Raw genomic sequence first — 22,428 nt, forward strand, 5'->3', positions numbered from 1 at the left:
ATAGCTCCGCTAGAAAGTTCCTCTATAGCGTGCATCCTTGCCCTCTTGAAATTTAGGCCAGGACAGTGGCCCACACCCAAAACGTTGCATGCACAGGGCCATAGGGCTTTTCTCAATAGCTCAAACGACCCTACTCCCTACAACCAGTCGCGTAGCTCTGAGCTGGGGATCTCACGGCGCTCCCCGGTAACCGTGAGAAAAATCGTGAGAAAAATAATGAGCGGTTTTGATTCCTGTCTTTCCCTCTTCTTGAGAGAGAGAACTCAGATGGGATCCCTGGGGCCTAAGAGGCTTGTTGTTGATTTTGAACAGTAGGGATCCGGCGCAAATTCAAAAGCACCATTGCGCTGAGGGGGCGCGTGTTGGCCAGTAGCCCCACGATCAGCAGCAGCCAACTGTTCAAGGTAGTATTGTCCAGCAGCCAACCCATCAACAGAGCCGATCCTGCCCCTTCGGCAACTGCCGCCAAGAGCCAAGCCCGGCCACCTTTCCAGCCCTGAGACCACAAGGCCCATTGCAGCCCACCGACGCCAACCCCCACCAGCAAACCGCGCAGCGCATCTCCCATCGCCCGCAAGACATTTTGGAGCCAGGGATCCGTCGGGTTAAAAGCAGAGGTTGCCACCCCCACCTGGGGAGCGAGGAAATCCGCCGCCGCCCAACCCAAAGCCGTGGCCAGCAGAGTTGCAGCCACCCATCCCACAGAAACCTGCCGCCGCAACACCGCCCACTGTAGCAGCCCCATCAGCAAGCCAAGGCCGGCTCCAGCCACCGCTTCTTGTAGTGATCCCAAAGCCGCCAGCAGAGGCGCTGATGCCCCCAGCCCCAGGTAGCCGATCCCAGCCGCCCCCCAATTGGCCAAGAGCCAACTCAACGCCAACCCTTTGCCCAGGCGGGGTGCATTCAGGGGTGCATCCAACAGATGAGAGCCGGACTTGCTGTTGACATGTTCCTGCCCAACCTTCTGTTCCACCTCGCGCAGTCCCTGTTCCGCTGAAGGGTTACCCGGTTCCAGCCGCAGCACCCCTTGATAGTCCATCTGGGCAAGGCCCCAATGCCCCTGTCGTTGGTGGGCCAGACCGCGGTAGAGATAGTAGCGGGCTTCGTTGGGGGCGCTCTGGATCAGCTCATTGAGCAGATGGACGGCCATCTTGTACTCGCCTGCCTCGATCAGACTGACCGCCTGCTGGAGCTTTTCTTCCTCAACTGGGGCAGTTCGGGGCTGTTGGGAAGTCGGCTGGCCAAATCCGGTCGGGATCCGCGGGGGGCGAACACCTTGAGGTGAACGAGAGGAATTTGAGGGGACGAACGGGGCAGGAGGGGCGATCTTGTTTCCATAGACAGCCTGTAGCTGCTGGCTGAGCCCTTCCATGTTGGCCGGGCGGAGGGCAGGGTCTTTCTCTAGGCACTGGAGGATGACCCTCTCCAGAGCAGCAGGGATGGGGTGGGCTAGCTTGTGGTCTTGGAAGGGGCGGGGCTTTTGAAAGTTGTGGACGTGGTACCAGCCTTGCAAGGTGTCGGTATCCGGCTCGAAGGGCAACGCACCAGTTAACAGCTCGTACAGCACCACCCCCAGGGAATAGATGTCGGAGCGGCCATCCAGCTTTTCTCCGCGCATTTGCTCGGGCGAGGCATAGACCATCGTGCCCAAAAAATAGCCCGTCTGCGTCAGGCCACGAGAGGTCTCCCCCATGAGCTTGGAAATGCCGAAGTCCAGGATCTTGACCCGCTCTTTCCCATCGGGCCCTTTCTGCACAAAGATGTTGCTGGGTTTAATGTCGCGGTGGATGACGCCGCGAATGGAGTGCTTGCCCAGATCCATCTGAAAGTTGTGGGCGTGGTGCAGGGCAGAGCAAATTTGCAGAGCTAAGTTCACCACTCGCTCTGGGTGCAAGGGGCCTTCCCGAGCCAGCACATAGTCCAACCCCTGGCCGCTGTAGGGTTTGGCATTCAGGTACTCCATCACCAGATAGGGCTGGTTTTGGTACAGGCCGTAAGAGCGCACCTGCACGATGTTGGGGTGCTCGCCCAACAGAGCGCTGACCCTGGCCTCATCCATGAAGCGTTGCTGCAGTTGCTGGTAGTACTCTGGGCCCATGTCCGGGGGCGGCGGGCGCAACAACTTGACGGCCACCAGCTCGTCATTGAGCTGGGTATCCACCGCCTCGAACACATTGCCGTAGCCACCCTCGCTGATGTGGCGGGTCAGCCGGTAGCGGTTGCCAATCAGTTGTCCAATCAGGCGCTGGTTCATGGAGGAGGGTGGCCAGCTGGGGAGTTTACCTATGATTTGATTCTATTCAGCTTATGGGCCTAGAACCTGCTTGTGAGGGATCCGCTGCCATTGCGACCCCTTTTCCACCCCAAAAGCCAGGGATCCCGCTAGGATTGGGGCATGAGTGCTCCTTCTGCAACTGCTGCTCTATCCCCTTTCTGGCTGGAGGTTACCGAGTTTGCCCTGCAGGCCACGGCTAGCGTGGGATCCCAGCTCTTGGCAGACTTTGGCCAGGCCCACCCTACGGTTCGCGCCAGCGGGACGGAGTCCTTAAAAGCCGACGGCAGCTTGGTAACCTCTTCTGACCAGTGGGCGGATCGCGCTTTTCAAGGGGCCATTGCCGCTGCCTACCCCGATCACGGTTATCTGAGCGAGGAATCCAACCACATTTTTCCCGAGAAGGAGTGGTGTTGGGTAGTGGATCCTTTGGATGGCACCACCAATTTTGCCCGTGGGATCCCCATTTGGGGCAGCTCCTTGGCTTTGCTGCATTGGGGCGTGCCGGTGTTTGGCTGTGTCCATCTGCCGCCCATCCGCCAGACTTTTTACGGTTATTGGCCTCGGTTTCCTGGGGATGCAGCAGCAGGAGCTTTTCTCACCCGCCACGACCGGGATCCCGCCTGTCCCCAGCCAATCTGTCCTAGCACCGCCTCACCCGGCCCCAACCAATTGTTCAATTTCTGTTCCCGCAGCAGCCATTGGATTAGCCCGCAATTCCCTTGCAAAGCGCGGATGTTGGGGGGCGCTGCCTACAACCTGCTGGCGGTGGCCGGTGGCAGCCTTTTGGGGGCGGTAGAACGCTCGCCCAAGATCTGGGATGTGGCGGCAGTGTGGGCCATTGTCAAGGGGGCCGGCGCCGTTTGGGAACCCCTGAGCTGTGCCGATCCGGATCCCGGCCAGCCTCTCATTCCCGGCAAGGATTATGGCCGACTCACTTACCCCGCCCTGGTGGCAGCTCAAGCCGAGTGGATCCCCTTATTTCGCGCCTTCATCGCTCTGTAGCTTTCGTAAACGGCCTGCACGTTGTACCAGTTGAGGAAAAAAATCCGGCACAGCTCCAAGGCCAACTGCGAGCGGCCATGCCGGATCAACCAGCGCAGCAGCGGTTCCACCCGCTTCTCGTTCAGCCAGCCCCCCAGGGATAAAAGGCCCCACAGGAATTGGTGCAGGGGCGTCAGTTGGATCATCAGGCGCACGGCCCAGGTGGGGTGTTTTTGGTAAAAGAGAATGCCCATGCGGCCCCGCTGCCGTTCCCGCTCAATCAATCCTGGGATCTGCTGCAGCTCAAAGGGCGGATGCCAGTGGTAGCCGGTGGCCTGGGGGCACTTGACCAGGCGCAGGCCCAAACGTTTTAGCCGCACCCCCAGCTCCAGGTCTTCCCAGCCGTAGAGGTGAAACCGCTCGTCAAAGGGGCCGGCGGGGGTTTCGCAGGCCAGCTCCAACCAATGGCGGGCAATGGCCACGTTGCCGGTGGCGAAAAAGGCTGCCGAAAAATCGGTGGGCTTGAAGGGTTCGGAGCGGGGATCCTGAAAATTGCTCGTGTTGATCACCCGCCCGTAGGTGAAGACCTTGGCCTCGTGGGGGGAGCGGGGATCCCCTGTAACGCCGTGCCGCCGCAGCATCTGGGCGTGGCTGGCCAAGAAGTGATCCACCACCACCAGGTCGCTGTCGATAAAGACGATGAGGGATCCCTGGGCGTGGCGAAACCCCAGGTTGCGGGCAGCGGCGGGGCCGCGGTGCTCCTGCTGCAACAGTTTCCACTGGGGCAAGCCAACGGGGTTGTTCTGCAGCCATTCCACTGTGCCATCGGTGGAGCCATCGTCCACCACCACCACCTCGTAGCCCTCGTAGGGGCCGGGCTGCTGCTGCGCCAGGGCCCGCAGACACTGCTCCAAAATGGGACGGCGGTTGTAGGTGGGAATGATGACGCTGATGTACACCGGGGATCCCTAGGGATGGCTGTACAGCCCTTGAGCAAAAACACCTCAGGGAAGAGGGGTTCCCACTGCCTGTTGGGTTGGGCTAGAGGGCTTTTAGGAGCTCTGCCGACTGGCGCACCGTCTCGAAAAAGTAATGGACATTGGCCTCTGGAGTGCTTTGGTGAATGCCGTGGCCCAGGTTCATGATATGCCCACGGGATCCGGCTTTTCGAATCACCTCTAGGGTGCGCTGCCGGATGAACTCCGGGGATCCCAGCAACACCATTGGATCCAGATTGCCCTGCACCGCTAGGGATCCCAGGCGAGCCCTGGCCTCTGCCATGTCGCTCATCCAATCGAGGCTGAACACGTCGATGCCGGCTTTGCCCACCCGCTCCAGCAAAGCGGCGCTGCCGTTGATGTAGAGGATCAGTGGCACCTGCGGATAGCGAGCTTTCACCTGATCCACAATTTGCTTTTGGTAGGGCAAGGCCCAACACTCGTAATCGGCTGGGCTGAGCTGTCCGGCCCAAGTATCGAACAACTGCACCACCTGGGCGCCGCACTCGATCTGGTAGATCACGTAGCGGGCAATGCTGTCGGCCAGCTTGCTCAGCAACTGATGCAGCAATTGCGGCTGTGTAAAGGCCAAGCTTTTGATGTGGGCGTAATCTTTGGAGCTGCGCCCTTCCACGGCATAGCAGGCCAGAGTCCAGGGGGAGCCGACAAATCCCAGCAGCGTCGCTTTTCCTTCCACCTCGCGGCGCAGGGTGCTGAGAATGGTCTTGATGAAAGGCAGACTTTCTTCCGGTTCCAGGAGGCGAATGCGCTCAATTTGGGCTTGCGAACGAATCGGCGGGTCGATGATTGGCCCCTGATGCTCCACCAGCTCAAAGGGGATGCCCATGCCCTCAAGGGGGGTGAGGATATCGCTGAACAGGATCACTCCATCAGGGGCAAAGGCCCGAAACGGTTGCAACGAGATCTCGACGGCCAGCTCCGGGATCTCGCAGCGCTGCTTAAAGGTGTACTTGCTTTGCAGCTCGCGGTAGGCCGCCATGTAGCGACCCGCCTGGCGCATCATCCAAACTGGAGGGCGATCCAGCACTTCCCCTCGGGCCGCCCGCAGCAAACGGTCACCCAAGTGCTCCGCACCGCTGGCGGTGGAGGAGGTGGCGCTGAGCTGAACAGGCGAGTGGGACATAGGAGGGCAATCCGGCTAAAGATCCTTATGAATCCTGACATTGTGGCGACAGCAACCGCAAGTTGGCGGCTCAGGATCCCTGCAGTTTCTTCATCGGCTGCAACTTGCTGTTACTTCTTACCCTTTTGGCCTCTGGGCTGGGATCCCCAATTAAAGTGGACATGAGATAATGACACCTGACAAGTCTGTTGAAGAACGGCTCGACAAGGATCCCCCCATTGCCGAGTTGAGAGGAAACCCCGCTTGGTTGCCCAAACCTTTAACCTGAAAGCCTACCTGAGCCAGCGTCAGCAACAGGTGGAAGAAGCTCTCTCTGCAGCTTTGGTTCCCGCCTATCCGGAGCGCATTTACGAGGCGATGCGCTACAGCCTATTGGCAGGGGGGAAGCGCCTCAGGCCGATCCTTTGTCTGGCTGCCTGCGAGTTGGCCGGCGGCACTGTGGAGCAGGCTCTGCCTACCGCCTGTGCCCTGGAAATGATCCACACCATGTCGTTGATCCATGACGATCTGCCGGCCATGGACAATGACGACTTTCGCCGCGGCAAACCCACCAACCACAAGGTGTTCGGCGAAGACATTGCCATCTTGGCGGGAGATGCCCTGCTGGCCTTTGCCTTTGAGCACATTGCTAGCCAAACTCAGGGGGTACCGCCGCAGTTGGTGTTACAGGTGATCGCCCGCATTGGCCATGCTGTGGCGGCAACCGGTTTGGTGGGGGGACAGGTGGTGGATCTGGAGTCGGAGGGCAAGGCCATTTCCCTGGAAACTTTGGAGTACATTCACAGCCACAAAACCGGCGCTCTATTGGAAGTCTCGGTGGTTTCGGGAGGGATCCTGGCGGGGGGAGATGAGGAGCTGCTGGCCCACCTGAGCCGCTACGCCCGCGATATTGGCTTGGCCTTTCAGATTGTGGACGACATTTTGGACATCACCGCCACCAGCGAGCAACTGGGCAAAACGGCAGGAAAGGATCAAGCTGCCGCCAAAGCCACCTATCCCAGCTTGTTGGGCCTAGAGGCCTCCCGGCAAAAAGCCGAGGAGCTGATTCAATCGGCCAAGGAAGCGTTGCGCCCCTATGGATCGCGGGCAGAGCCGCTGTTGGCCCTGGCGGACTTCATCACTCGCCGTCAGCATTAGGGCAGGACAAGAGGACAAGTTAGATGGGATCCCTGGAGACCCTGCTCGCATGTCTGTGCTGGAGAGCCGTATGCTGCAACAGTTGATGGCCAATCATGTCCTCTGGGTTGCTTTGCTGGCCAGTGTGTTGGCCCAAGCCATCAAGCTGATCCTTTCCTATGTGCGGTCAGGCAAGGTTAACCTGCGAGTCTTGGTAGAAACTGGGGGGATGCCCAGCTCCCACGCAGCGTTGGTGACGGCTTTGTCCATTGGGGTGGGGATGCAGGAAGGCTGGGACAGCCTGCTGTTTGCCGCGACGGTGGTTTTCGCATTGGTGGTGATGTACGATGCCGCGGGGATCCGCCAAGCCGCTGGAAAACAGGCGCGGGTGCTGAATCGCCTCCTGGAAGAATGGTTTGAAGAAAAGGGCGCCGACCGTTTTCCAGAACCCTACCTGAAAGAATTGCTGGGCCACACTCCCGTTCAGGTCATGGCCGGCGCGGCTTTGGGGGCAGCCTGTATTACATTGTCGTTTGCCCTGGGAGTAAACTGAGAGCCATTGGGGCATGCTAAGGCAGAAGTACCGCGGGGTGGTCATGGCTTCCAGTTCTCAACCTCGTCCGATCCAACGTTGCCCTTCCTGTGGCAAGCCGATCCCAGCCTACCGGTTCAAGTCTCCCTACTGCGACCACTGCGGTTGGCGGGCGGCTCCGGCAGCGCAAACCCCTCAAAAAGGTGGATCCCTGGGCCAGAAAATCGCAGCTCAGGTAAACGGGATCGGATCCCAAGGTCAACGCTTCAAGGTGCCCCCTCTGCTGCAGCCGCTTCTGAACTTCAACTTTTATCTCTATCTGCTCTGGGGGATCAGCCCTCTGTTTCCGCTGGTGGTGGATCGACCTCTTTTGGCCGAATCCAATTATCTGCTACTGATCCCGCTTTTGGTGAGCTGGGGGCTGCTTTATTTGGCGGTGCGAGATCTGCCGCTGCCGGACGATTTGCGGCTGCCGCGCCTGTTGTTGGATGTATCGTTCATCCTGCTGCCCTTCTTCCAGAAAATTAATGTGTCCAAAGCCCCCAACCGACCCTATTGGAATGCTCTGCTGATTTGGGTGATCGGGATCCTGCTGCTTGCCGCTTTGCGGCTTTGGAGCTTTAGCCTGCTCCTGACGGCGGTGACCTTGCTGTTGACCAGCTTTTGCACGCTGCTGTTCTAACCGAGATCCTTGCAAAGAACCTCAATATTTAATATTTAACATTTCATGAGCATTCCTGCTGCCCGTCAACGCTTTGCCCTTGAAATCCAATCGGAGCCCATCGATCTGGGTCGGGCGGCCCTCTGGATTGCCCAAGAAGCCTATCCCGATCTGGAGGTGGAAGAGTATGTGGCCGCTCTGGATGAGATGGCTGCAGAGGTGCAAGAGCGCCTTCCCCCGGAGCGTTATCCCCTGCGGGTCATCAAGATCTTGAATCACTATCTCTTTGAGGATCTAGGCTTTCGTGGCAATCGCGAAGATTATTACGACCCACGCAACAGCTTTTTGAACGAAGTGATCGATCGGCGCACCGGGATCCCGATTACGCTGTCGCTGATCTATCTAGAGCTGGCGCGGCGGATCGATTTTCCCATGGCAGGAGTGGGCATGCCCGGCCACTTTTTAATCCGGCCCCTGTTTGCAGGCGCCGAGATTTTTGTGGATCCCTTTCAGCAGGGGGAGATTTTATTTCCAGAAGATTGTCAAGAGCTTTTGTCGCAAATCTACGGGCCTGGGATCCCTTTCCAAGAACACCACCTACGCCCCACCCCTCCCCGCCTGATCTTGGTACGCTTGCTCAACAACCTCAAGCAAATTTATCTGAGCCGCGCCGAACTGGAACCCGCTTTGGCAGCAGCGGAACGGATCTTGTTGTTGATCCCTGAATCCTTGCCCCACCTAAGGGATCGCGGGCTGTTGTATTATCAGTTGGGCCGTTGGCAGCAAGCCTGCCAGGATCTCAAGCGCTACTTAAAACAGGCGCCTTTCCACCCCGAGATCAATCGCTCTGATGAGCATTTAATCCGGGAAATTGTCGAGAGATTGGAATCTCATCCCGACTCATGCTAGGAGCATGCACAATTGCTCTCAGTTGTGCGTTGTGTAAGTGTGTAAGTTTTGAGCAAGATCTGCCGTCGTTTGCAAGCAAGGCTAGGTTTCTAGCAGGGATCGGAAGCAGCCCTTACCTCTTGGCGCAAAATGGCTTCCACCAGCTTATCTAAAGCCTCTAGATCAGATAGATCATAGTTTTTTTCCCAGAGGATTTGGTTAATGCTGGACTCCTGCTGCAGAGTTAAAACCGAAGATTGTAAAACCTCATCGATGATCTGGCGAATGCTCATCTTAACCTCGCAATCGTGAGAAGAATTGATGGCTTTGGCTCATAAGCCTAGAATGCTGGAAACGCTCTGCGATAGCCATCGTGAGGATCACGTATTTTGACATCAGAATCTGGGGCGACTCATCCAAACCCTTTCGGGGAAATCGCCAATAGTACTTTTACGGACTTGAGCTATGGATGGCGCTGAAGTCTGCGAACTTCTCAGGATCTTCTGAGACAGACCTGCTCCCCATTGAGGGCAGCTTGGGCTTCATCATCTGTTGCGAAGGCGGTGCGAATGATGCGCTCACCGGGATGGCGATCCCCTGCCGAAAGGCCGAGATCCCGCACCACAAATGAGCGCTGGATCCAGCGGTCGAAGCCATCGTAGCGGGGAGAGAAGGCAGTCCGTCCGTGAACGGTGCGGCGATTGTCAATACAGAGCAGATCCCCTGTTTCCAGCTTGATGCCTCGGTAGACAGCGTGGATTCCCTTCCTCAGGGCTTCTAGAGCCAGACTGGCTTCGGGGGTGAGCCCCACCATCAGGTCTTCGTCGTAGTTCCAGAAGGGATCCTCTCGACGGCCATACAGCACCGGCAAAATGGGTCCATTGATCAGGGCTTGCCGGTTGCCGAAGGAGTAGTCGATGCCAGTGCGATACAGGGGTTCAAACAGCAGCTCCCGCTCTCGCTCTCCTAGCAGAGGCAGGACATGACGGATGCTGGCGTAGGTGGTTTCCGCCACACGATCATGGTCGGGGCGCAGGCAAAACAGCAGCAAAAACTCTGGTGAGTAGGGATGAAAAACCGTCTCGCGGTGAAACTGTAGCCGAGTGCGGGATCCCTCGGAAGATTGCACCTCTTCGCTGCCGGGAGTAGGCACCAAGTTTTGAAACAGATCCCCGTTCTTTTCTTGAATGTAGGAGACCAAATGCCCCAAGCGGCTGCCGATCATCGCCAAGCAGCGTTCGCTGACAAAAGTGGTTTTCTCCTCAGAGCGCTGCGCCAGAGCCGGTGTGCGGGTATGGTCAAGTCCGGGATCCACGGGCAAACCCCGCAGCAGCAGGATCCCTTCCGAATTGGAATACAACTGAAACTCCAGCAAGGCCCGCCGCAAATGTCGGGGCAGCTCATCTGCCCGCATCTCGCAGTCCAGGAGAAATTCTTCTGTTTCCCGATAGGGATCGGGCCCAGGTGCCAAAAACAGGTTTATCGTCTTTTCATCAAAGCCCCGACAATCGATCAGCAGGCATCCTTTTGCAAGCTGTGAAGTCTTCATCACGATCCCTCACCACCCACTGCCCTAGTCATAGCAGCCGCAGCAACTTTTGGGCAGGGATCCTACACTCAAAACCCAATCTCGGCGAGTGTAGCGCACTACCCTTCGGTGCTAGAACCTCAGTCTGAGGCGGGGCAGAGCATGACTCTAGTCAATGATATACTGGACTATACTGAAAGTAATGCACAGTATGTTCAGTATGACTGCTTGGTATGGCTAGGTATGTAAAGCCGAGAGAAGCGGCGGATTATTTTGGGGTATGCCTCCACACCTTGAGGCGATGGGAACAGAAAGGTTGGATCAAGGCAATACGTACACCATCTGGTAGGGCAAGAAGGTATGACCTTGATAGCTACGTCAAAACGCCCAGAAAGGCCAAACGAGTCGTTTTGTACGCCCGAGTTAGCAGTCGAGAGCAGAAGCCAGACTTGGAGAGACAGATTGCAAGGCTGGTTAACCTCTATCCTGGAGCCGAAGTGGTCGGAGAGGTTGGCGGCGGTCTCAACTTCAAAAGACCGAAGCTCCTTGCCTTATTGGAACGAGTTCGTGCGGGAGATGTCGGAACAATTGTGGTCGCTCATCGGGATCGGCTCTGCCGGTTTGGATTTGAGTTCGTTGAGTGGTACTGCCGTCAATACGGGTGCGAGGTCTTGGTTCTCGATGACGATCACCTTTCTCCACAACAGGAATTGGTTGAGGATATCCTCACCATCCTGCACTGCTTCAGTAGTCGGCTCTACGGACTCAGAAAATATCGGGCTGCAATCGAGAAAGATACGGATTTATCCGGAACCAGCGCTGGCTAAGGTTTGGAAGCGGTGGCAGGCAGCGTGCCGGTACTGCTACAACCAAGCGATTGCCTATCAACGCCAGCATGGTGCTCCAAGAACGGCCAGAAAGCTACGGGACATCATCCTGCATTCCGACTTGCCCCAGTGGGTAAAGGACGTCCCCTGCCACATCAAGCAGAACGCGGTCGTCGAGGCGTGGCTGGCGTTTCACCGGAGCAAAGACGCGAGGTTTCGCAGTGTGCGGGACAGGTCGCATACACTGCAATTCAACGCCGGCAACTTTCGCAATGGGACGTGGTATCCGAAACTCACCCGAGGCCTGGTGTTTCGTGCATCCGAGGAGATACCCAAAGAATGGGCACGCGGAACTGAGTTAATGCGGGTGAAAGATAGATGGTACGCCATCTTTCCTGAGACTGTGAACGAGCAGTGTTCGTTAGCAAAGGGGGTGATTGCACTTGACCCTGGAGTAAGAAGCTTCTTTACAGGGTTTGATGGAGCAGGTTTTGTAGATATCGCCAAGGGGGACTTCGGCAGAATCACTCGGCTGTGCTACCACCTAGACAATCTACAGTCTAGGCTGAGCAAAGCACCGAGACTCAAGCGTAGGCGAATGCGGCAAGCGGCGTTTCGTCTGCGGGAGAAAATCAGGAACTTGGTGGACGAGTGCCATCGCCAGGTAGCGGCATTCCTAACGGATAACTACCGATTGATATTCCTCCCCACTTTCGAGTCAGTCAAGATGGTTGCCAAGGCAGGGAGGAAGTTTGGTAACAAGACAGCAAGGGCGATGCTCACCTGGGCGCACTATCGGTTCAAGCAGTTCCTGAAATTTCAAGCTAAAAAGAAAAACGTGGTTGTCGTGGAAGTATCGGAAGCGTACACCAGCAAAACCTGTACTAAGTGTGGGCATATCCACACGAAGTTAGGGGGTGCGAAGGTGTTCAGATGCCCCAAGTGCAACCATAGGCTACCACGAGATTGGCAAGGCGCTCTGGGTGTAATGCTCAGGGCTTTGCGGGATACCGCCTTTCTGTTCAGTAATGGGCAGAATGCTATCGCTGCACCGTTGAGCAGTAATGCTCAGCAGTGTTCAGCGTAAATGTATCAGTTTTGCCTGCTGCATCAGAAGTTAACTGGGGATCCCCATGTCTGGGCAAGATGTCCATTAGGATGAGTTCCAGGGGCTGGCCAGCGTGGGGAACCGGCGTAAAGTGGGCAAAGTGGGATCTGCCGAGCGCTGGGTTATGGGGAAAGCTTCAACAAACTCGCAGGCGAGGTTGCAACACCATGGCACCAACTTGGCAAACGGATGGGCATACTTGGTTCCTTCTGCCCCCTCAACCCCGCGCTGTCGTTCACTTTCTGGGTGGAGCTTTTGTGGGAGCTGCCCCGCAAGTGTTCTACAGCCGCCTGCTGGAAGAACTGGCCCGTATGGGCATGGCCGTTGTTGCCACCCCCTACACCACCGATATCGATCACGCCCAACTGGCGCTCAACGCAGCCCAATCTTTGCACAGAAGCCTGCAAAGCAAGGGTTTGCTGGAGTTGCCCCTGTTTGGTTTGGGTCATAGCCTGGGCTGTAAGTTGCAGATCCTCTCTTGTCTAGCCGTTCCTTCTCTGGGATCCCGTCGGCGAGGCAATATTTTTCTGGCCTACAGCAATGCCGGGCTAGATCGGGCTTTGCCATTGCTGCGGCTGTTGGCTCAAGCTTGGCCTCAACAACAGCTTGCCGATCTGTGGCGGATGTGGATGGGATCCTCCTCGCCACCTGTGAATCTGTGGTTGGAGTTCGAGCCTTCCCCGACAGAAACCAACCGCTTAATTGAGGAGCAGTATCCGGTTAGACACAACCTGCTTGTGGAATTTCGACAGGATGATATTGACGACATTCCTCTGCTCTACCAACAGCTTTGCCGCAAGTATCAAGGCCACACCGAGTGGCAGCATCTCGAGGGGGATCACCTCACTCCACTGGGTTTTAGCTACCCTTTCCAAGTCGGGGAGGAGTTCAGCCCCATCGATGCTTTTGGACAGTTGATCTACCAGAACCTACTGGCCCCCAACCACCAAATGATCCGAAGCATCCGAGCCTGGCTGGCAACCCAATTGGCCCATTGACATTCTTCCCACGGCTCAAGTCAACGGATTTTTTCACAGCTTGCAGGATTTCTCCCGCTCACTGTTGGCAAGCGGGCGGCAGGTCTTGCTACTCCATCCTTGCGGATGCAGGAGGATGCCATAACCCCAGATACTTTGGCCTTCCATTTCAAACTAGATTGAAACACTCCCTAAGCGTTCTCCGCTGCCGCCCTACCCCCAGCAAGAGAGGGGAGCTAGATGGAAATGTTTCATTCCGGCTTAAAACGACTATAAAAGCTGCGTCACAACCTCGCTAGCGGAGCTACTGCATTGGTGTAGCTCATGACCGCCCATTTACTGATCAAGCCAGCTCAAATCGGAGAGCAGATCTTGAGAGTAGGAAGAGGGGGACTGCGCTTGCAGATGAAACAACATCTGAAGGGTATCGCTCATCAGAAAGTAACAGGTCAAGACGCCGCCGGCAGCCACAGCCACCAGTGTCCCTGCCAACATGCGCGAGAACTCCTGACTCTGAAAAGCCTGCTCCATCAAGCGCAGCGCCCAGAATCCCAGGAGGACAACAATGGCAAGGATGATCAACATATCGTAATTTATTGTAACAAGCCTGCTGCTCAACGGCCATTGACAGAATTGAATAAGAACATAAGGACTCCCCTTGTCCCTCATGCTCCATGACTCTGAGTCAGTGTACAGAAGGGCTTGGCGTGCCTGGATTTGCAGCCCTTTTCGGTTGCCCTTGCTGCAGGCCATGAGCACAAAAGGGATCCCACCAGCGAAGATTGCAGGTTGGGCCGGCGTTCAAGCGGGCTACAGCCGACGCCCGTTATCGGAAATGCGGGTGGATCAGGAGCTGATGTGGCTGATTCAGGTAGGGCTGTTGCGACGGGAAGTGGATGGGCAGGGGATCACCGACCGGTACCGTCTGGCACCTCTGGGTCGGCAGTTGCTGCAAGATCTGGAGAGGGATGAAGCTTTTGCCGGGATCTCGGCAAGCTGGGCAGACCGCCTGCGCAATAGGCTGACCCGCTGGCGGCTGCTCCCCTGAGGATCCCCTACACTGGATCCAACTTTCAACGCCGCTCTCGAGGGGGGATATGGTACGGCCAAGGTTGATGCGTGTGCCCGGATCCCTGGCACTCCAACGTCCACTCCAAACCTCTTTGCAGCGGCGCAGCCAAGCAATTAACCGGCGCAGCAAGTCTATCTACCGCAAAACCCGCTCCCTCTACCGACGCAACTTGCCCCTTTATCTGCGCAATTTGCTGTTGCAATACCGCACCAGCCTTATCTACAACCTCAAAGCCAGGCCTGTCAGCAGAACCCGTCGAGGATAGCAAGCCCCCCTCTGGATCCCAGCACAACAGTCTTCACCCCGTCGGAGTTGGTGATGGAGATTGTCCACCCCCAAGCCTGTGTAACCCCGTAGGAGGGGTACTTCTTGCAGGAGACTATTGGATTGTGAAGCGGCCAACTCCCACCTTCTCGCCGTTGACATGAATCTCGACGCGGTAGCGGCCGGTGTAGGGTTGGCTGAAGCTCAGAAAGCCTCGCACGGTATCGGCCAAGGGATCCCAGGGAACATCGAGCTTGCGGATTAGTTGCTCGCCCCCAGCTTCTCCGCCCTCGTAGTACCAGAGCATCTCCACCTTGGCGTTGGCAGGAAGGTTGCCCACCGGCAAGATGGCCCAGATCAAGGTGTCAGTGGTCTTGAACTCGGTTGTGGCCTCGCCAGGGCTGCCGTCCCCCCGACCTCGGTACAGGCCGATTGTCTTCAGCCCCGCCTCTTTGGGGGTTCCTTGGCTGTAGGCACGGGCATCCGCCTGCGCTTCCTGACCTAGGCGATCCAGCTCAGCCAGCAAATCTTCCTGCTGCTTCAGGGCATCGGTTGCTTCCTGCAGCCACCGGGCGATCTGCAGCTCTGCGGTTGGGGCTTCCGAAACCGGGGAAGAAGGCTGTGCAATCGCCCCGCTGAGGTTGCGAATGGGAAAACCCTGAGCTGTCCCCACCTCGCTGCCCAGTAAGTTCAGCCAGCGGCTTCGCACTTCGGACGTCATCTCTGGCTTTGCGGCATAGGCAATGCGCACACTGCCGCTTGGGCCTCGGGTGATCCGGCCAATCTCATGTTCCTCAACTCCACTCACCGTCCCACGGCAACCAGCACTGCGGAACTCGTAGAGCACATCTTCTTCGCTCTCCCGATGAAACTCCCAAGTCGTTTGGGGACAGTTGGCCAGGAGGTTGTCCCGCATGTGGTTGGCGAGAAAGCGCGGCGATCCCTCGACATGAACGTCCATGACGGAGAGCATCTCTCTCCAAGAGGCCAAGCTCTCTCCGGGCCGTGTGAGAAGGGTTAGAGTAACCCCTTCTAGGACTTGATGATCGGCGAAAACCCACTCCCCTGGATCCCCCTCGATGACGACGTTTCCCGATGGGCTGAGGAAAGCGGATGCAAACAGCAGGCTGGCAAAAAGATTCAACACAATGCCCTTCCTTATCCTGGGATTTGTACTTGAAAATGAGATAGGACGACTTTCAAGCCGCTCACTGGGCAAGCAAAGAAGGGCTGGACAAAGAGGCTAGAGTCTTCGTCGTTGCCGTTTGCAAGGCTCACCTCAGGAAAATCTCGATAGATCCCTACAGCTTGATTTTGCTGACCTTACCAAAACGTCAATTGACCCCCCCAAAATATTGACCAGCCTAGCACAATTGAGCTCAATTCTGAACCCCACTTTGCAGAAATGCCGTGTTTTTCTGATGAGTATATCCATTTACATTGAACAGATATCAGCCTGTTCGTTCAGAAACCTGAAGCTCCCTGTATGGCAATCGAAAGCTGGTCACTTTAGTAGGTTACTGTGGCCAACTGAAGAGGAGATCTTTCCGATGATCAACCAGTTATCCCCCAAGGTCTCCAGCCGCGGCTCCACCAGTTGCCAGCTTTGGTTTACATCAGGGATCCCCTCCCCTGCTACCGGGGTTGGCGCAGCGGCTCCGCCTAGGATCTTGGGAGCGATGAAGGCGGCTACTTTCTGGATCGCCCCATCTTTGAGGGCTGCCCAGGCCAGCGTGCCCCCGCATTCCCAGAGGGCACTCAGACACCCCCGCTGAAAGAGCACCTGTGCCGCCCGCGAGGGGGTTACTTGGGGCAGATGCAGCAGCTCCACCCCCTGCTTGGCCAGGGATCCCCAGAGGGGATGGATCTTTGGGGCTTCCGTGATCACCAATGTCGGCGCTTCTTCCACCTGCCACAGATGGGCAGAAGGGGGCAGGTTCAGAGAACGGCTGAGAACAACCCGCAACGGCTGGGATCCCTGCAACTCCGCCAGACGACAGGTGAGGCGCGGATTATCCTGCCAAACGGTTCGGGATCCCACAATCACCGCATCGTGCCAGGCCCGCTGTTGGTGTACCCACTGCCGCGCCGGAGAGTTGCTGATCCAGCGGCTGTGGCCGGTGGCGGCGGCGCTCTTGCCATCCAGGGTCATGGCGTATTTCAGCAGGCCGAAACACTGTTGCCGCACAATGGCGAAGGCAAACCCCTCGTTCAGCTCCTGGCACTCCCGCTCCAGCACTCCCACCGTCACGTCGATCCCCGCCTCCTGCAGGCGTCGGATCCCTTTGCCAGCCACCAAGGGATTGGGATCCTGCATCCCCACCACCACCCGCCGGATCCCGGCAGCTAGGATGGCCTCGGTACAGGGAGGGGTACGGCCATAGTGGTTGCAGGGCTCCAGGTTGACGTAGAGCGTTGCCCCTCTGGCCAGGGATCCCGCCTGTTGCAGAGCCAACACCTCGGCATGGGGCTGCCCTGCCCCCGGATGAACGCCTTCCCCCACCACCCGATCCTCCTGCACGATCACGCAGCCCACCCGCGGATTGGGAGAGGGACGCTGAGGTGTGGAACGGGCCAGGGATAGACACCGTTCCATCCACTGCTGATCCGAAATCATAAAATGGGCATCCGCTCCAGAGCGGCTCAAGCCGGTGACAAGGCTGCCAACTTGCGGTTGAAAGCTGCAATTGCCTTGGATTCTAGCTCTGCCACCTGCAATGCGTAGTCGCGGGCGCGGGCCTTTTGTTCGTTGCTGACAATCTCTCCTGAACGCAGGCGATCCAACAAATCGAAGGGATCCAACACCTCATCCATCGGGAAGCGGCCCAGATGAATCATGATCGGCAGGCATATTCTTCGCCAAGAATTCAGAGCGGAAGTGAGCGTGGGTGATTCCCTCTCTCCCAGCTTGAGGGTGGGACGAGCCTTGCGGCCAACCACCACCTGGCGATGGGTCTCGATCACTGCTCTGGCCCGATCCAGATCTTGATTTTTCCAATCCACAGCCAGCCTGAGGCGGTGGGCGATGAAATCCGCAGTGGCGATGTAGAGCAGAGAAGGATCAAAGCATAAGCCCGCGTCTGGGCAGTTGACACCACCGTTGCACAAAACGCCGGGAAGGTGAGCCCCGCCTCCACCACCGTGGTCACCCCTGAGCGGATCCCCGCCTCATCCGCCGGCAGACAAAAATCCCCCACCGACGTGAAAACCCAGTTGCCCGATTTTGTCCAATCCCTGGTCGGGATCCAGCAGATGTGCGTTGATAAACAGGGTGGCAGCCACCAGAACTCCTGCCAACAAGGCGTTAGACCGGTATTGCGGCAAGGTAAAACACTTTTTTCTTGCAATTTGTAGGCTCAACTACAAAATCCGACGCGGAGAAGACCGCAATCTGAGCGTGATACCTGCTACATCTGCCGTTTCGACAAACAGGCTCTAATATTGGGATGGTTATTCTAGGAGCTGCCTTCATGACCTCTTCCCCCCACCTGACCGCTGCAGAGGGGGCAGCGGGTTCTGCCAACGGGCTGAAGGAGGCATCCCTGTTTGGGGAACGGGATCCCTTGGCCCATTCCCTTCAAGTCAACGAAGCCTTCAACCGCAGGAACAACCTGTTGAACCGTCGCCTGCAATTGGTGGAAGAACTCTGGGAATCGGTGATCCTGCAGGAGTGCGGTCAGTCTCTGGTGGATCTGTTGCAGCGACTGCGTTCCATGTGTTCCCCAGAAGGACAAGCCCTGGAGTACCCGATCCCAGAGGTACTACAAATTATCGAGTACCTCAGCCTCGACGCCACCATCCAAACGGCACGGGCCTTTGCCCTCTTCTTCCAGTTGATCAACATTGTTGAACAGCACTACGAACGGGCAGAAGACTCGGACATGCGCATGGTGGATAGCCAACAACGTACCGTGCGAGAAAACGAAAAATTTGAACGGCTGTTCCCTTACCTGCGGGCTCAAGGGGTGCCGCCGGGCCTACTGCGCAGATTGCTGGAGCAGTTGCACATTCGCATGGTCTTTACCGCCCACCCCACCGAGATCGTCCGCCACACCATCCGCGAGAAGCAACGAGCTTTCTCTCGCCTGCTCGGCCAACTGGATTGGGCAGAACAAACCCAGCCTTTGCAGGCCCAGATGATAAAAGAACAGATGGCGGAAGAAGTTTTGCTTTGGTGGCGCACCGACGAGTTGCATCAGTCCAAGCCGACTGTTTTGAACGAAGTCGATTACACTTTGCACTATTTTGAAGAGGTGTTGTTTCAGGCCATCCCCCTGCTGCACGAGTACCTCAGCCGCAGCCTGAAAAAAGCTTTTCCCAGCGTCGAGCCACCGCCGGCAGGATTTTGCAACTTCGGCTCGTGGGTAGGCGGGGATCGGGATGGCAACCCTTCCGTCACCGCCGATGTTACCTGGCAAACGGCTCGCTATCAGCGCAACCTCATCCTGGGCAAGTACATCGAATCGGTGAAGGCTCTCACCAAAACCCTGAGCATTTCCCTGCACTGGGGGGATGTGGACAGCCAACTGCTGGATGCCCTTGAGCAGGATCACCGCCTCATGCCCGAGGTTTACGAATCGTTTTCGCTGCAATACCGCCAAGAGCCCTACCGCCTCAAGCTCAGCTACATTCAGCGGCGGCTGGAGTTAACGCGGGAGCGCAATCGCAACTTGGCCGACTCCGCTTGTTTGCCCACCCCTCCCCCCGTGGACAACGCCTATGCCAACGCAGAAGAATTTCTGGCCGACTTGCAGCTTATCCAGAAAAGCTTGAAAAACAGCGGCCTTTCCTGCCGTCAGTTGGATCATCTCATTCAACAGGTACAGGTGTTTGGCTTTCACCTGGCCCATCTGGATATCCGCCAAGACAGCAGCTACCACGAAGCCGCTCTCACGGAGATTTTCGAGTACCTGCGCATTTTGCCGCGCCCCTACAGCGAGATGACGGAAGAGGAAAAAACCGCCTTTCTCCTGCAGGAGCTGCAAACCCGTCGGCCTCTGATACCTTTGGAGATTGCCTTTTCCGATAAGACAGCAGAGCTGATCGCCACCTTTCGCACCCTGCGCCGCATGCAGCAGGAATTCGGCTTGGCCATTTGCCAAACCTATGTGATCAGCATGAGCCGCCAGTTGAGCGACCTGTTGGAGGTGCTGCTGATGGCCAAGGAGGTGGGTCTCTACGATCCCATTAGCGGTCGCGGATCCCTGGCGGTGGTGCCGCTGTTTGAGACCGTCGAAGACCTGAAGCGGGCCCCGGAAGTTTTGCGGCAGTTGCTGGAGATCCCTTTCTATCGCCAGTACTTGGCTCAGCAGGGGAATCTACAGGAGGTGATGCTGGGCTACTCCGATAGCAACAAAGATTCCGGCTTTTTGAGCAGCAACTGGGAGATTTACAAGGCTCAACAACGCCTGCAGACGGTGGCCGAATCCTACGGGGTGAAGCTGCAGATCTTCCATGGCCGGGGCGGTTCGGTGGGCCGTGGAGGGGGCCCGGCTTACGAGGCCATCTTGGCTCAGCCAGGGCGCAGTGTGGGGGGCCGCATCAAAATTACCGAACAGGGAGAGGTGTTGGCCTCCAAGTATTCCCTCCAGGATCTGGCCATTTTTAACCTGGAAACCGTCACCAGCGCCGTGATCCAGGCCAGCCTACTGCGCACCTACCCCAACGATCTGCACGAGTGGTCGCGCCTGATGGAATCCTTGGCGGAGCGCTCCCGGCAGGTGTACCGTAACCTGGTCTACGAGCAGGAGGGCTTTGTGGAGTTTTTCCACGAGGTCACCCCCATTGAAGAGATCAGCCAACTGCAGATCAGCTCCCGTCCCGCCCGCCGCAGCGGTAGCCAAAAAGACATCGGATCCCTGCGGGCCATTCCCTGGGTATTCAGTTGGACGCAAAGCCGCTTTCTCTTGCCGGCCTGGTATGGGGTTGGCACCGCCCTACAAGAATACGTGGCCAGGGGCGAGCACAACCTCAACCACCTGCAGCACCTCTATCGCGAATGGCCTTTCTTCCGCATGGTGATCTCCAAAGTGGAGATGACTCTGGCCAAAGTGGATCTGCAAATAGCGCGTCACTACGTGCGGGAGATGAGCTCTCCAGAGCGTCTAGAGCGGGCGATGGAGCTGTTTGAGTGTATTGCCCAAGAAATGCACCGTACTCGCACAATAGTGTTGCAGATTACGGGCCACAGGGAACTGTTGGAGAACGACCCTTATTTGAAGCGCTCGGTGCAGTTGCGCAACCGCTCTATTGTGCCCTTGGGCTTTATTCAAGTCTCTCTCCTCAAGCGCCTGCGGGAGCGTCAGGGATCCCGCACCGGACGAACACGCTACGACCGAGCTGAACTTCTGCGTGGAGCTTTACTTACCATTAACGGCATTGCCGCCGGGATGCGCAACACAGGCTGAGGGATCCGACTAATTGACCCTGGCGCTGCTTCTATCAAGTTCAGATCGGCATTGAGAGCCTATCAGAACAGATCGTCATCATACTCTTCTGGCTCCACCTCTACTGGCTCTACTTCGACAACGCGGCGGGAAGGACGGCGGGGGGGTTCATCTGCGTAGCTTTCCCCTTGGTCTTGGGGCAACCGTGGGGGACGGCGACGAGTAGCTGTACCTGTGCTGCGCTCTTCCTGCACATCCACATCCTCTGGATACTCTTCGGTGGCAGGACGACGGGGGCGGCGGGCCTCTGGCGGCGGTGCTGGTTCATCGTAGTCCGTATCCTGACGCGGGCGGACCCCTGGCTCCTCGTAATACTCATCCCCTTCGGGTCGGCGGCGGGGACGCACACGGGTATCGCTGGTCAGTTGGGGCCGCGGGCGACGGCTCGGCTCTGCGCTGCCTTCGGGAATGGAGCGGGTGGAGGAGGTGTCGCGAATACGGGATCCCTCGGCTCGAGTGGAAACCGTGCGTCCTTGGGCATAGCCGCCCGGTGGATAGGTGCGGACAAAGCCTTGCCGCCGAGTAGTCGGACGAGCCCCGCCCACCTGCCGTGCCTTTTCACTCAAGAGGATGCGCAAACGGAAGGTTTCGATGGCAAACCAGCCGGCCATCACCGCCAGCAACACCTGCGCAAAGAACAGCAACGGGATGAGCCGCTGACCTTCCAAGAGCAAGCAGACGGAATAGATCAGGCCCATCGTGGCAAAAATCACGTCGTACTCAGCGGAGGCCTCGCGCTTGATGAACCGAACCGCGAAGATGGCTCCACTGGCAATCGCCACCAGCGCTGCCATCAAAAAGTAGGGGCTTTGGGTGAGAAACATGCCAGGGATCCCTAAACGATGAAGACGGGAGAGCGTTGAGCCTTATCCATTCCACAGCCGATCCTAGCATTGATCCTCCTGGTGGCACGGACAACAAAACCCAGGTTTGGGTGTAGGGACGGGATCCCTCTTCAATAAAAGGGATCGGTGCTAAAATCGGCAGCATCTTCCTGCATGTTCCATGCTGTATCTGGCACGGGTACACAAAAAAAGTCTCTTCGGCCAGGGGGAGCTGCAGCTCTTGGCCCGGCAGGCCGAGGACGGGGTTTGGATGCCGCTGCGCAAGCCAGAAGGGGTCACCTGCAAAGAGGTTGGCCCTTACAACATTGGGGTGTTGCTGCTGGTTGAGCTTTCGGAAGAGCGGCAGGTACGGCGGGTGGAAGAGGCAGCCATGAAGCTGGTGGAGATGTTGCACAACCTATCCCGAACCCACAGTCTGGTGGATCTGTCGGAGATTGAAAGCTGGCGGCAATCCTTGACTCGGCAAAGCCAAGAGCTGAGCCGTCGCGAAGCAGAGGTGGCCGCTCGCCAAGAGCAACTGCAACAGTGGGAAAACCGTCTGCGAGAAAAACTATCCTCCTGAGTTCTCAAACTATAGTTGTTTCGGGTTAGGGTGAGATGCCTGGGCTATCTCGCCCCTTACAGTCAACATTGGGTCATGGGTTTAGTGTCCTGGTTTGAATCGAAATGACCATACTCTTGGGCTAAGTGCATCTGTGAGTGAATCCAGATCAAGGCGGCTGGGATCGCCAAATCCGTAGTTATTAAGACCTGAATCAACTTGGGT

22 protein-coding genes are annotated in these 22,428 nt (G+C 57.3%); 12 read left to right on the forward strand and 10 right to left on the reverse strand.

Annotated elements, in window-relative coordinates; genetic code table 11:
* Positions 1-283: 283 nt before the first annotated feature.
* Positions 284-2,254 carry a protein kinase domain-containing protein gene (locus tag NW828_RS00205; RefSeq protein WP_414380817.1) on the reverse strand — a complete coding sequence of 657 codons (1,971 nt, stop codon included), beginning with the start codon at positions 2,252-2,254 and terminating at the stop codon, positions 284-286.
* A 141-nt stretch (positions 2,255-2,395) separates the two neighbouring features.
* On the opposite strand from NW828_RS00205, the gene NW828_RS00210 reads away from it, so the two are divergent.
* Entirely contained in the window at positions 2,396-3,277 is an 882-nt protein-coding gene (locus NW828_RS00210) for an inositol monophosphatase family protein (protein WP_414380818.1), read from the forward strand.
* Here the strand turns inward: NW828_RS00210 and NW828_RS00215 are convergent.
* Positions 3,232-4,215 carry a glycosyltransferase family 2 protein gene (locus NW828_RS00215; RefSeq protein WP_011433457.1) on the reverse strand — a complete coding sequence of 328 codons (984 nt, stop codon included), beginning with the start codon at positions 4,213-4,215 and terminating at the stop codon, positions 3,232-3,234. The two genes, NW828_RS00210 and NW828_RS00215, sit on opposite strands and share 46 nt — an antisense overlap.
* 82 nt (positions 4,216-4,297) lie before the next feature.
* On the reverse strand, positions 4,298-5,398 hold the full coding sequence (gene hemE, locus NW828_RS00220; RefSeq protein WP_414380819.1) for a uroporphyrinogen decarboxylase: 1,101 nt from the start codon (positions 5,396-5,398) through the stop codon (positions 4,298-4,300).
* Positions 5,399-5,641: 243 nt separating this feature from the next.
* Between hemE and crtE the strand changes: the two genes are divergently transcribed.
* The 4 genes from crtE to NW828_RS00240 are packed head-to-tail and all read left to right on the forward strand — an operon-like array spanning position 5,642 to position 8,616.
* Entirely contained in the window at positions 5,642-6,535 is an 894-nt protein-coding gene (gene crtE / locus NW828_RS00225) for a geranylgeranyl diphosphate synthase CrtE (protein ID WP_414380820.1), read from the forward strand.
* A 49-nt stretch (positions 6,536-6,584) separates the two neighbouring features.
* Positions 6,585-7,067: a divergent PAP2 family protein gene (locus tag NW828_RS00230; RefSeq protein WP_414328881.1), complete on the forward strand. Its 483-nt coding sequence runs from the start codon at positions 6,585-6,587 to the stop codon at positions 7,065-7,067.
* Positions 7,068-7,080: 13 nt separating this feature from the next.
* Positions 7,081-7,728 carry a hypothetical protein gene (locus tag NW828_RS00235; protein WP_414380821.1) on the forward strand — a complete coding sequence of 216 codons (648 nt, stop codon included), beginning with the start codon at positions 7,081-7,083 and terminating at the stop codon, positions 7,726-7,728.
* Positions 7,729-7,773: 45 nt separating this feature from the next.
* On the forward strand, positions 7,774-8,616 hold the full coding sequence (locus NW828_RS00240; protein ID WP_414350903.1) for a SirB1 family protein: 843 nt from the start codon (positions 7,774-7,776) through the stop codon (positions 8,614-8,616).
* Between the two features lie 89 nt (positions 8,617-8,705).
* Here NW828_RS00240 and NW828_RS00245 read toward each other — a convergent pair whose 3' ends face one another.
* Together NW828_RS00245 and NW828_RS00250 are read right to left on the reverse strand one after the other, a co-directional pair.
* Entirely contained in the window at positions 8,706-8,888 is a 183-nt protein-coding gene (locus NW828_RS00245; protein ID WP_414342619.1) for a hypothetical protein, read from the reverse strand.
* Positions 8,889-9,088: 200 nt separating this feature from the next.
* Positions 9,089-10,144, reverse strand: a complete 1,056-nt coding sequence (locus NW828_RS00250) for a TauD/TfdA family dioxygenase (RefSeq protein WP_414380822.1) — start codon at positions 10,142-10,144, stop codon at positions 9,089-9,091.
* A 212-nt stretch (positions 10,145-10,356) separates the two neighbouring features.
* Here NW828_RS00250 and NW828_RS00255 point away from each other — a divergent pair, with 212 nt between their 5' ends.
* From NW828_RS00255 to NW828_RS00265, 3 genes are all read left to right on the forward strand, one after another.
* Positions 10,357-10,950 carry an IS607 family transposase gene (locus tag NW828_RS00255; protein WP_414380823.1) on the forward strand — a complete coding sequence of 198 codons (594 nt, stop codon included), beginning with the start codon at positions 10,357-10,359 and terminating at the stop codon, positions 10,948-10,950.
* Positions 10,838-12,037 carry an RNA-guided endonuclease InsQ/TnpB family protein gene (locus NW828_RS00260; protein ID WP_414380873.1) on the forward strand — a complete coding sequence of 400 codons (1,200 nt, stop codon included), beginning with the start codon at positions 10,838-10,840 and terminating at the stop codon, positions 12,035-12,037. The genes NW828_RS00255 and NW828_RS00260 overlap by 113 nt, the downstream gene beginning before the upstream one ends.
* A 188-nt stretch (positions 12,038-12,225) precedes the next feature.
* A complete protein-coding gene (locus NW828_RS00265; RefSeq protein WP_414380824.1) occupies positions 12,226-13,056 on the forward strand; it encodes a DUF1350 family protein in 831 nt (276 codons plus the stop codon).
* A gap of 315 nt (positions 13,057-13,371) precedes the next feature.
* On the opposite strand, the gene NW828_RS00270 is transcribed toward NW828_RS00265, so the two are convergent.
* Complete coding sequence (locus NW828_RS00270; protein WP_011433446.1) at positions 13,372-13,620, reverse strand: hypothetical protein; 249 nt, start codon at positions 13,618-13,620, stop codon at positions 13,372-13,374.
* A gap of 82 nt (positions 13,621-13,702) precedes the next feature.
* On the opposite strand from NW828_RS00270, the gene NW828_RS00275 reads away from it, so the two are divergent.
* Entirely contained in the window at positions 13,703-14,083 is a 381-nt protein-coding gene (locus NW828_RS00275; RefSeq protein WP_414380825.1) for an Npun_F0494 family protein, read from the forward strand.
* Positions 14,084-14,132: 49 nt separating this feature from the next.
* Entirely contained in the window at positions 14,133-14,372 is a 240-nt protein-coding gene (locus NW828_RS00280) for a hypothetical protein (RefSeq protein WP_148202739.1), read from the forward strand.
* A 114-nt stretch (positions 14,373-14,486) separates the two neighbouring features.
* Here the strand turns inward: NW828_RS00280 and NW828_RS00285 are convergent, their stop codons facing one another.
* From NW828_RS00285 to NW828_RS00295, 3 genes are all read right to left on the reverse strand, one after another.
* Complete coding sequence (locus tag NW828_RS00285; RefSeq protein ID WP_414380826.1) at positions 14,487-15,518, reverse strand: hypothetical protein; 1,032 nt, start codon at positions 15,516-15,518, stop codon at positions 14,487-14,489.
* Between the two features lie 357 nt (positions 15,519-15,875).
* Complete coding sequence (ribD, locus tag NW828_RS00290) at positions 15,876-16,988, reverse strand: bifunctional diaminohydroxyphosphoribosylaminopyrimidine deaminase/5-amino-6-(5-phosphoribosylamino)uracil reductase RibD (protein WP_414380827.1); 1,113 nt, start codon at positions 16,986-16,988, stop codon at positions 15,876-15,878.
* Between the two features lie 26 nt (positions 16,989-17,014).
* Positions 17,015-17,479: a hypothetical protein gene (locus NW828_RS00295; RefSeq protein WP_414380828.1), complete on the reverse strand. Its 465-nt coding sequence runs from the start codon at positions 17,477-17,479 to the stop codon at positions 17,015-17,017.
* 362 nt (positions 17,480-17,841) lie between these two features.
* Between NW828_RS00295 and ppc the strand changes: the two genes are divergently transcribed.
* Positions 17,842-20,778: a phosphoenolpyruvate carboxylase gene (gene ppc, locus NW828_RS00300; protein ID WP_414380829.1), complete on the forward strand. Its 2,937-nt coding sequence runs from the start codon at positions 17,842-17,844 to the stop codon at positions 20,776-20,778.
* 62 nt (positions 20,779-20,840) lie between these two features.
* Here the strand turns inward: ppc and NW828_RS00305 are convergent, their stop codons facing one another.
* On the reverse strand, positions 20,841-21,641 hold the full coding sequence (locus NW828_RS00305) for a Ycf66 family protein (protein ID WP_414380830.1): 801 nt from the start codon (positions 21,639-21,641) through the stop codon (positions 20,841-20,843).
* A gap of 181 nt (positions 21,642-21,822) precedes the next feature.
* On the opposite strand from NW828_RS00305, the gene NW828_RS00310 reads away from it, so the two are divergent.
* Positions 21,823-22,224 carry a hypothetical protein gene (locus tag NW828_RS00310; RefSeq protein ID WP_414380831.1) on the forward strand — a complete coding sequence of 134 codons (402 nt, stop codon included), beginning with the start codon at positions 21,823-21,825 and terminating at the stop codon, positions 22,222-22,224.
* The last annotated feature ends 204 nt before the right edge of the window (positions 22,225-22,428 follow it).

This window comes from Synechococcus sp. W55.2, assembly GCF_047461635.1.
Lineage (GTDB): Bacteria > Cyanobacteriota > Cyanobacteriia > Thermostichales > Thermostichaceae > Thermostichus.

Bases quoted from the DNA above. Each gene is read 5' to 3' on its own strand.
- NW828_RS00205 (WP_414380817.1), bottom strand. From the start codon at position 2,254: ATGAACCAGCGCCTGATTGGACAACTGATTGGCAACCGCTACCGGCTG.
- NW828_RS00210 (WP_414380818.1), top strand. From the start codon at position 2,396: ATGAGTGCTCCTTCTGCAACTGCTGCTCTATCCCCTTTCTGGCTGGAG.
- hemE (WP_414380819.1), bottom strand. From the start codon at position 5,398: ATGTCCCACTCGCCTGTTCAGCTCAGCGCCACCTCCTCCACCGCCAGC.
- NW828_RS00230 (WP_414328881.1), top strand. From the start codon at position 6,585: ATGTCTGTGCTGGAGAGCCGTATGCTGCAACAGTTGATGGCCAATCAT.
- NW828_RS00235 (WP_414380821.1), top strand. From the start codon at position 7,081: ATGCTAAGGCAGAAGTACCGCGGGGTGGTCATGGCTTCCAGTTCTCAA.
- NW828_RS00240 (WP_414350903.1), top strand. From the start codon at position 7,774: ATGAGCATTCCTGCTGCCCGTCAACGCTTTGCCCTTGAAATCCAATCG.
- NW828_RS00245 (WP_414342619.1), bottom strand. From the start codon at position 8,888: ATGAGCATTCGCCAGATCATCGATGAGGTTTTACAATCTTCGGTTTTA.
- NW828_RS00250 (WP_414380822.1), bottom strand. From the start codon at position 10,144: ATGAAGACTTCACAGCTTGCAAAAGGATGCCTGCTGATCGATTGTCGG.
- NW828_RS00255 (WP_414380823.1), top strand. From the start codon at position 10,357: ATGGCTAGGTATGTAAAGCCGAGAGAAGCGGCGGATTATTTTGGGGTA.
- NW828_RS00265 (WP_414380824.1), top strand. From the start codon at position 12,226: ATGGCACCAACTTGGCAAACGGATGGGCATACTTGGTTCCTTCTGCCC.
- NW828_RS00270 (WP_011433446.1), bottom strand. From the start codon at position 13,620: ATGTTGATCATCCTTGCCATTGTTGTCCTCCTGGGATTCTGGGCGCTG.
- NW828_RS00275 (WP_414380825.1), top strand. From the start codon at position 13,703: ATGCTCCATGACTCTGAGTCAGTGTACAGAAGGGCTTGGCGTGCCTGG.
- NW828_RS00280 (WP_148202739.1), top strand. From the start codon at position 14,133: ATGGTACGGCCAAGGTTGATGCGTGTGCCCGGATCCCTGGCACTCCAA.
- ribD (WP_414380827.1), bottom strand. From the start codon at position 16,988: ATGATTTCGGATCAGCAGTGGATGGAACGGTGTCTATCCCTGGCCCGT.
- ppc (WP_414380829.1), top strand. From the start codon at position 17,842: ATGACCTCTTCCCCCCACCTGACCGCTGCAGAGGGGGCAGCGGGTTCT.
- NW828_RS00305 (WP_414380830.1), bottom strand. From the start codon at position 21,641: ATGTTTCTCACCCAAAGCCCCTACTTTTTGATGGCAGCGCTGGTGGCG.
- NW828_RS00310 (WP_414380831.1), top strand. From the start codon at position 21,823: ATGCTGTATCTGGCACGGGTACACAAAAAAAGTCTCTTCGGCCAGGGG.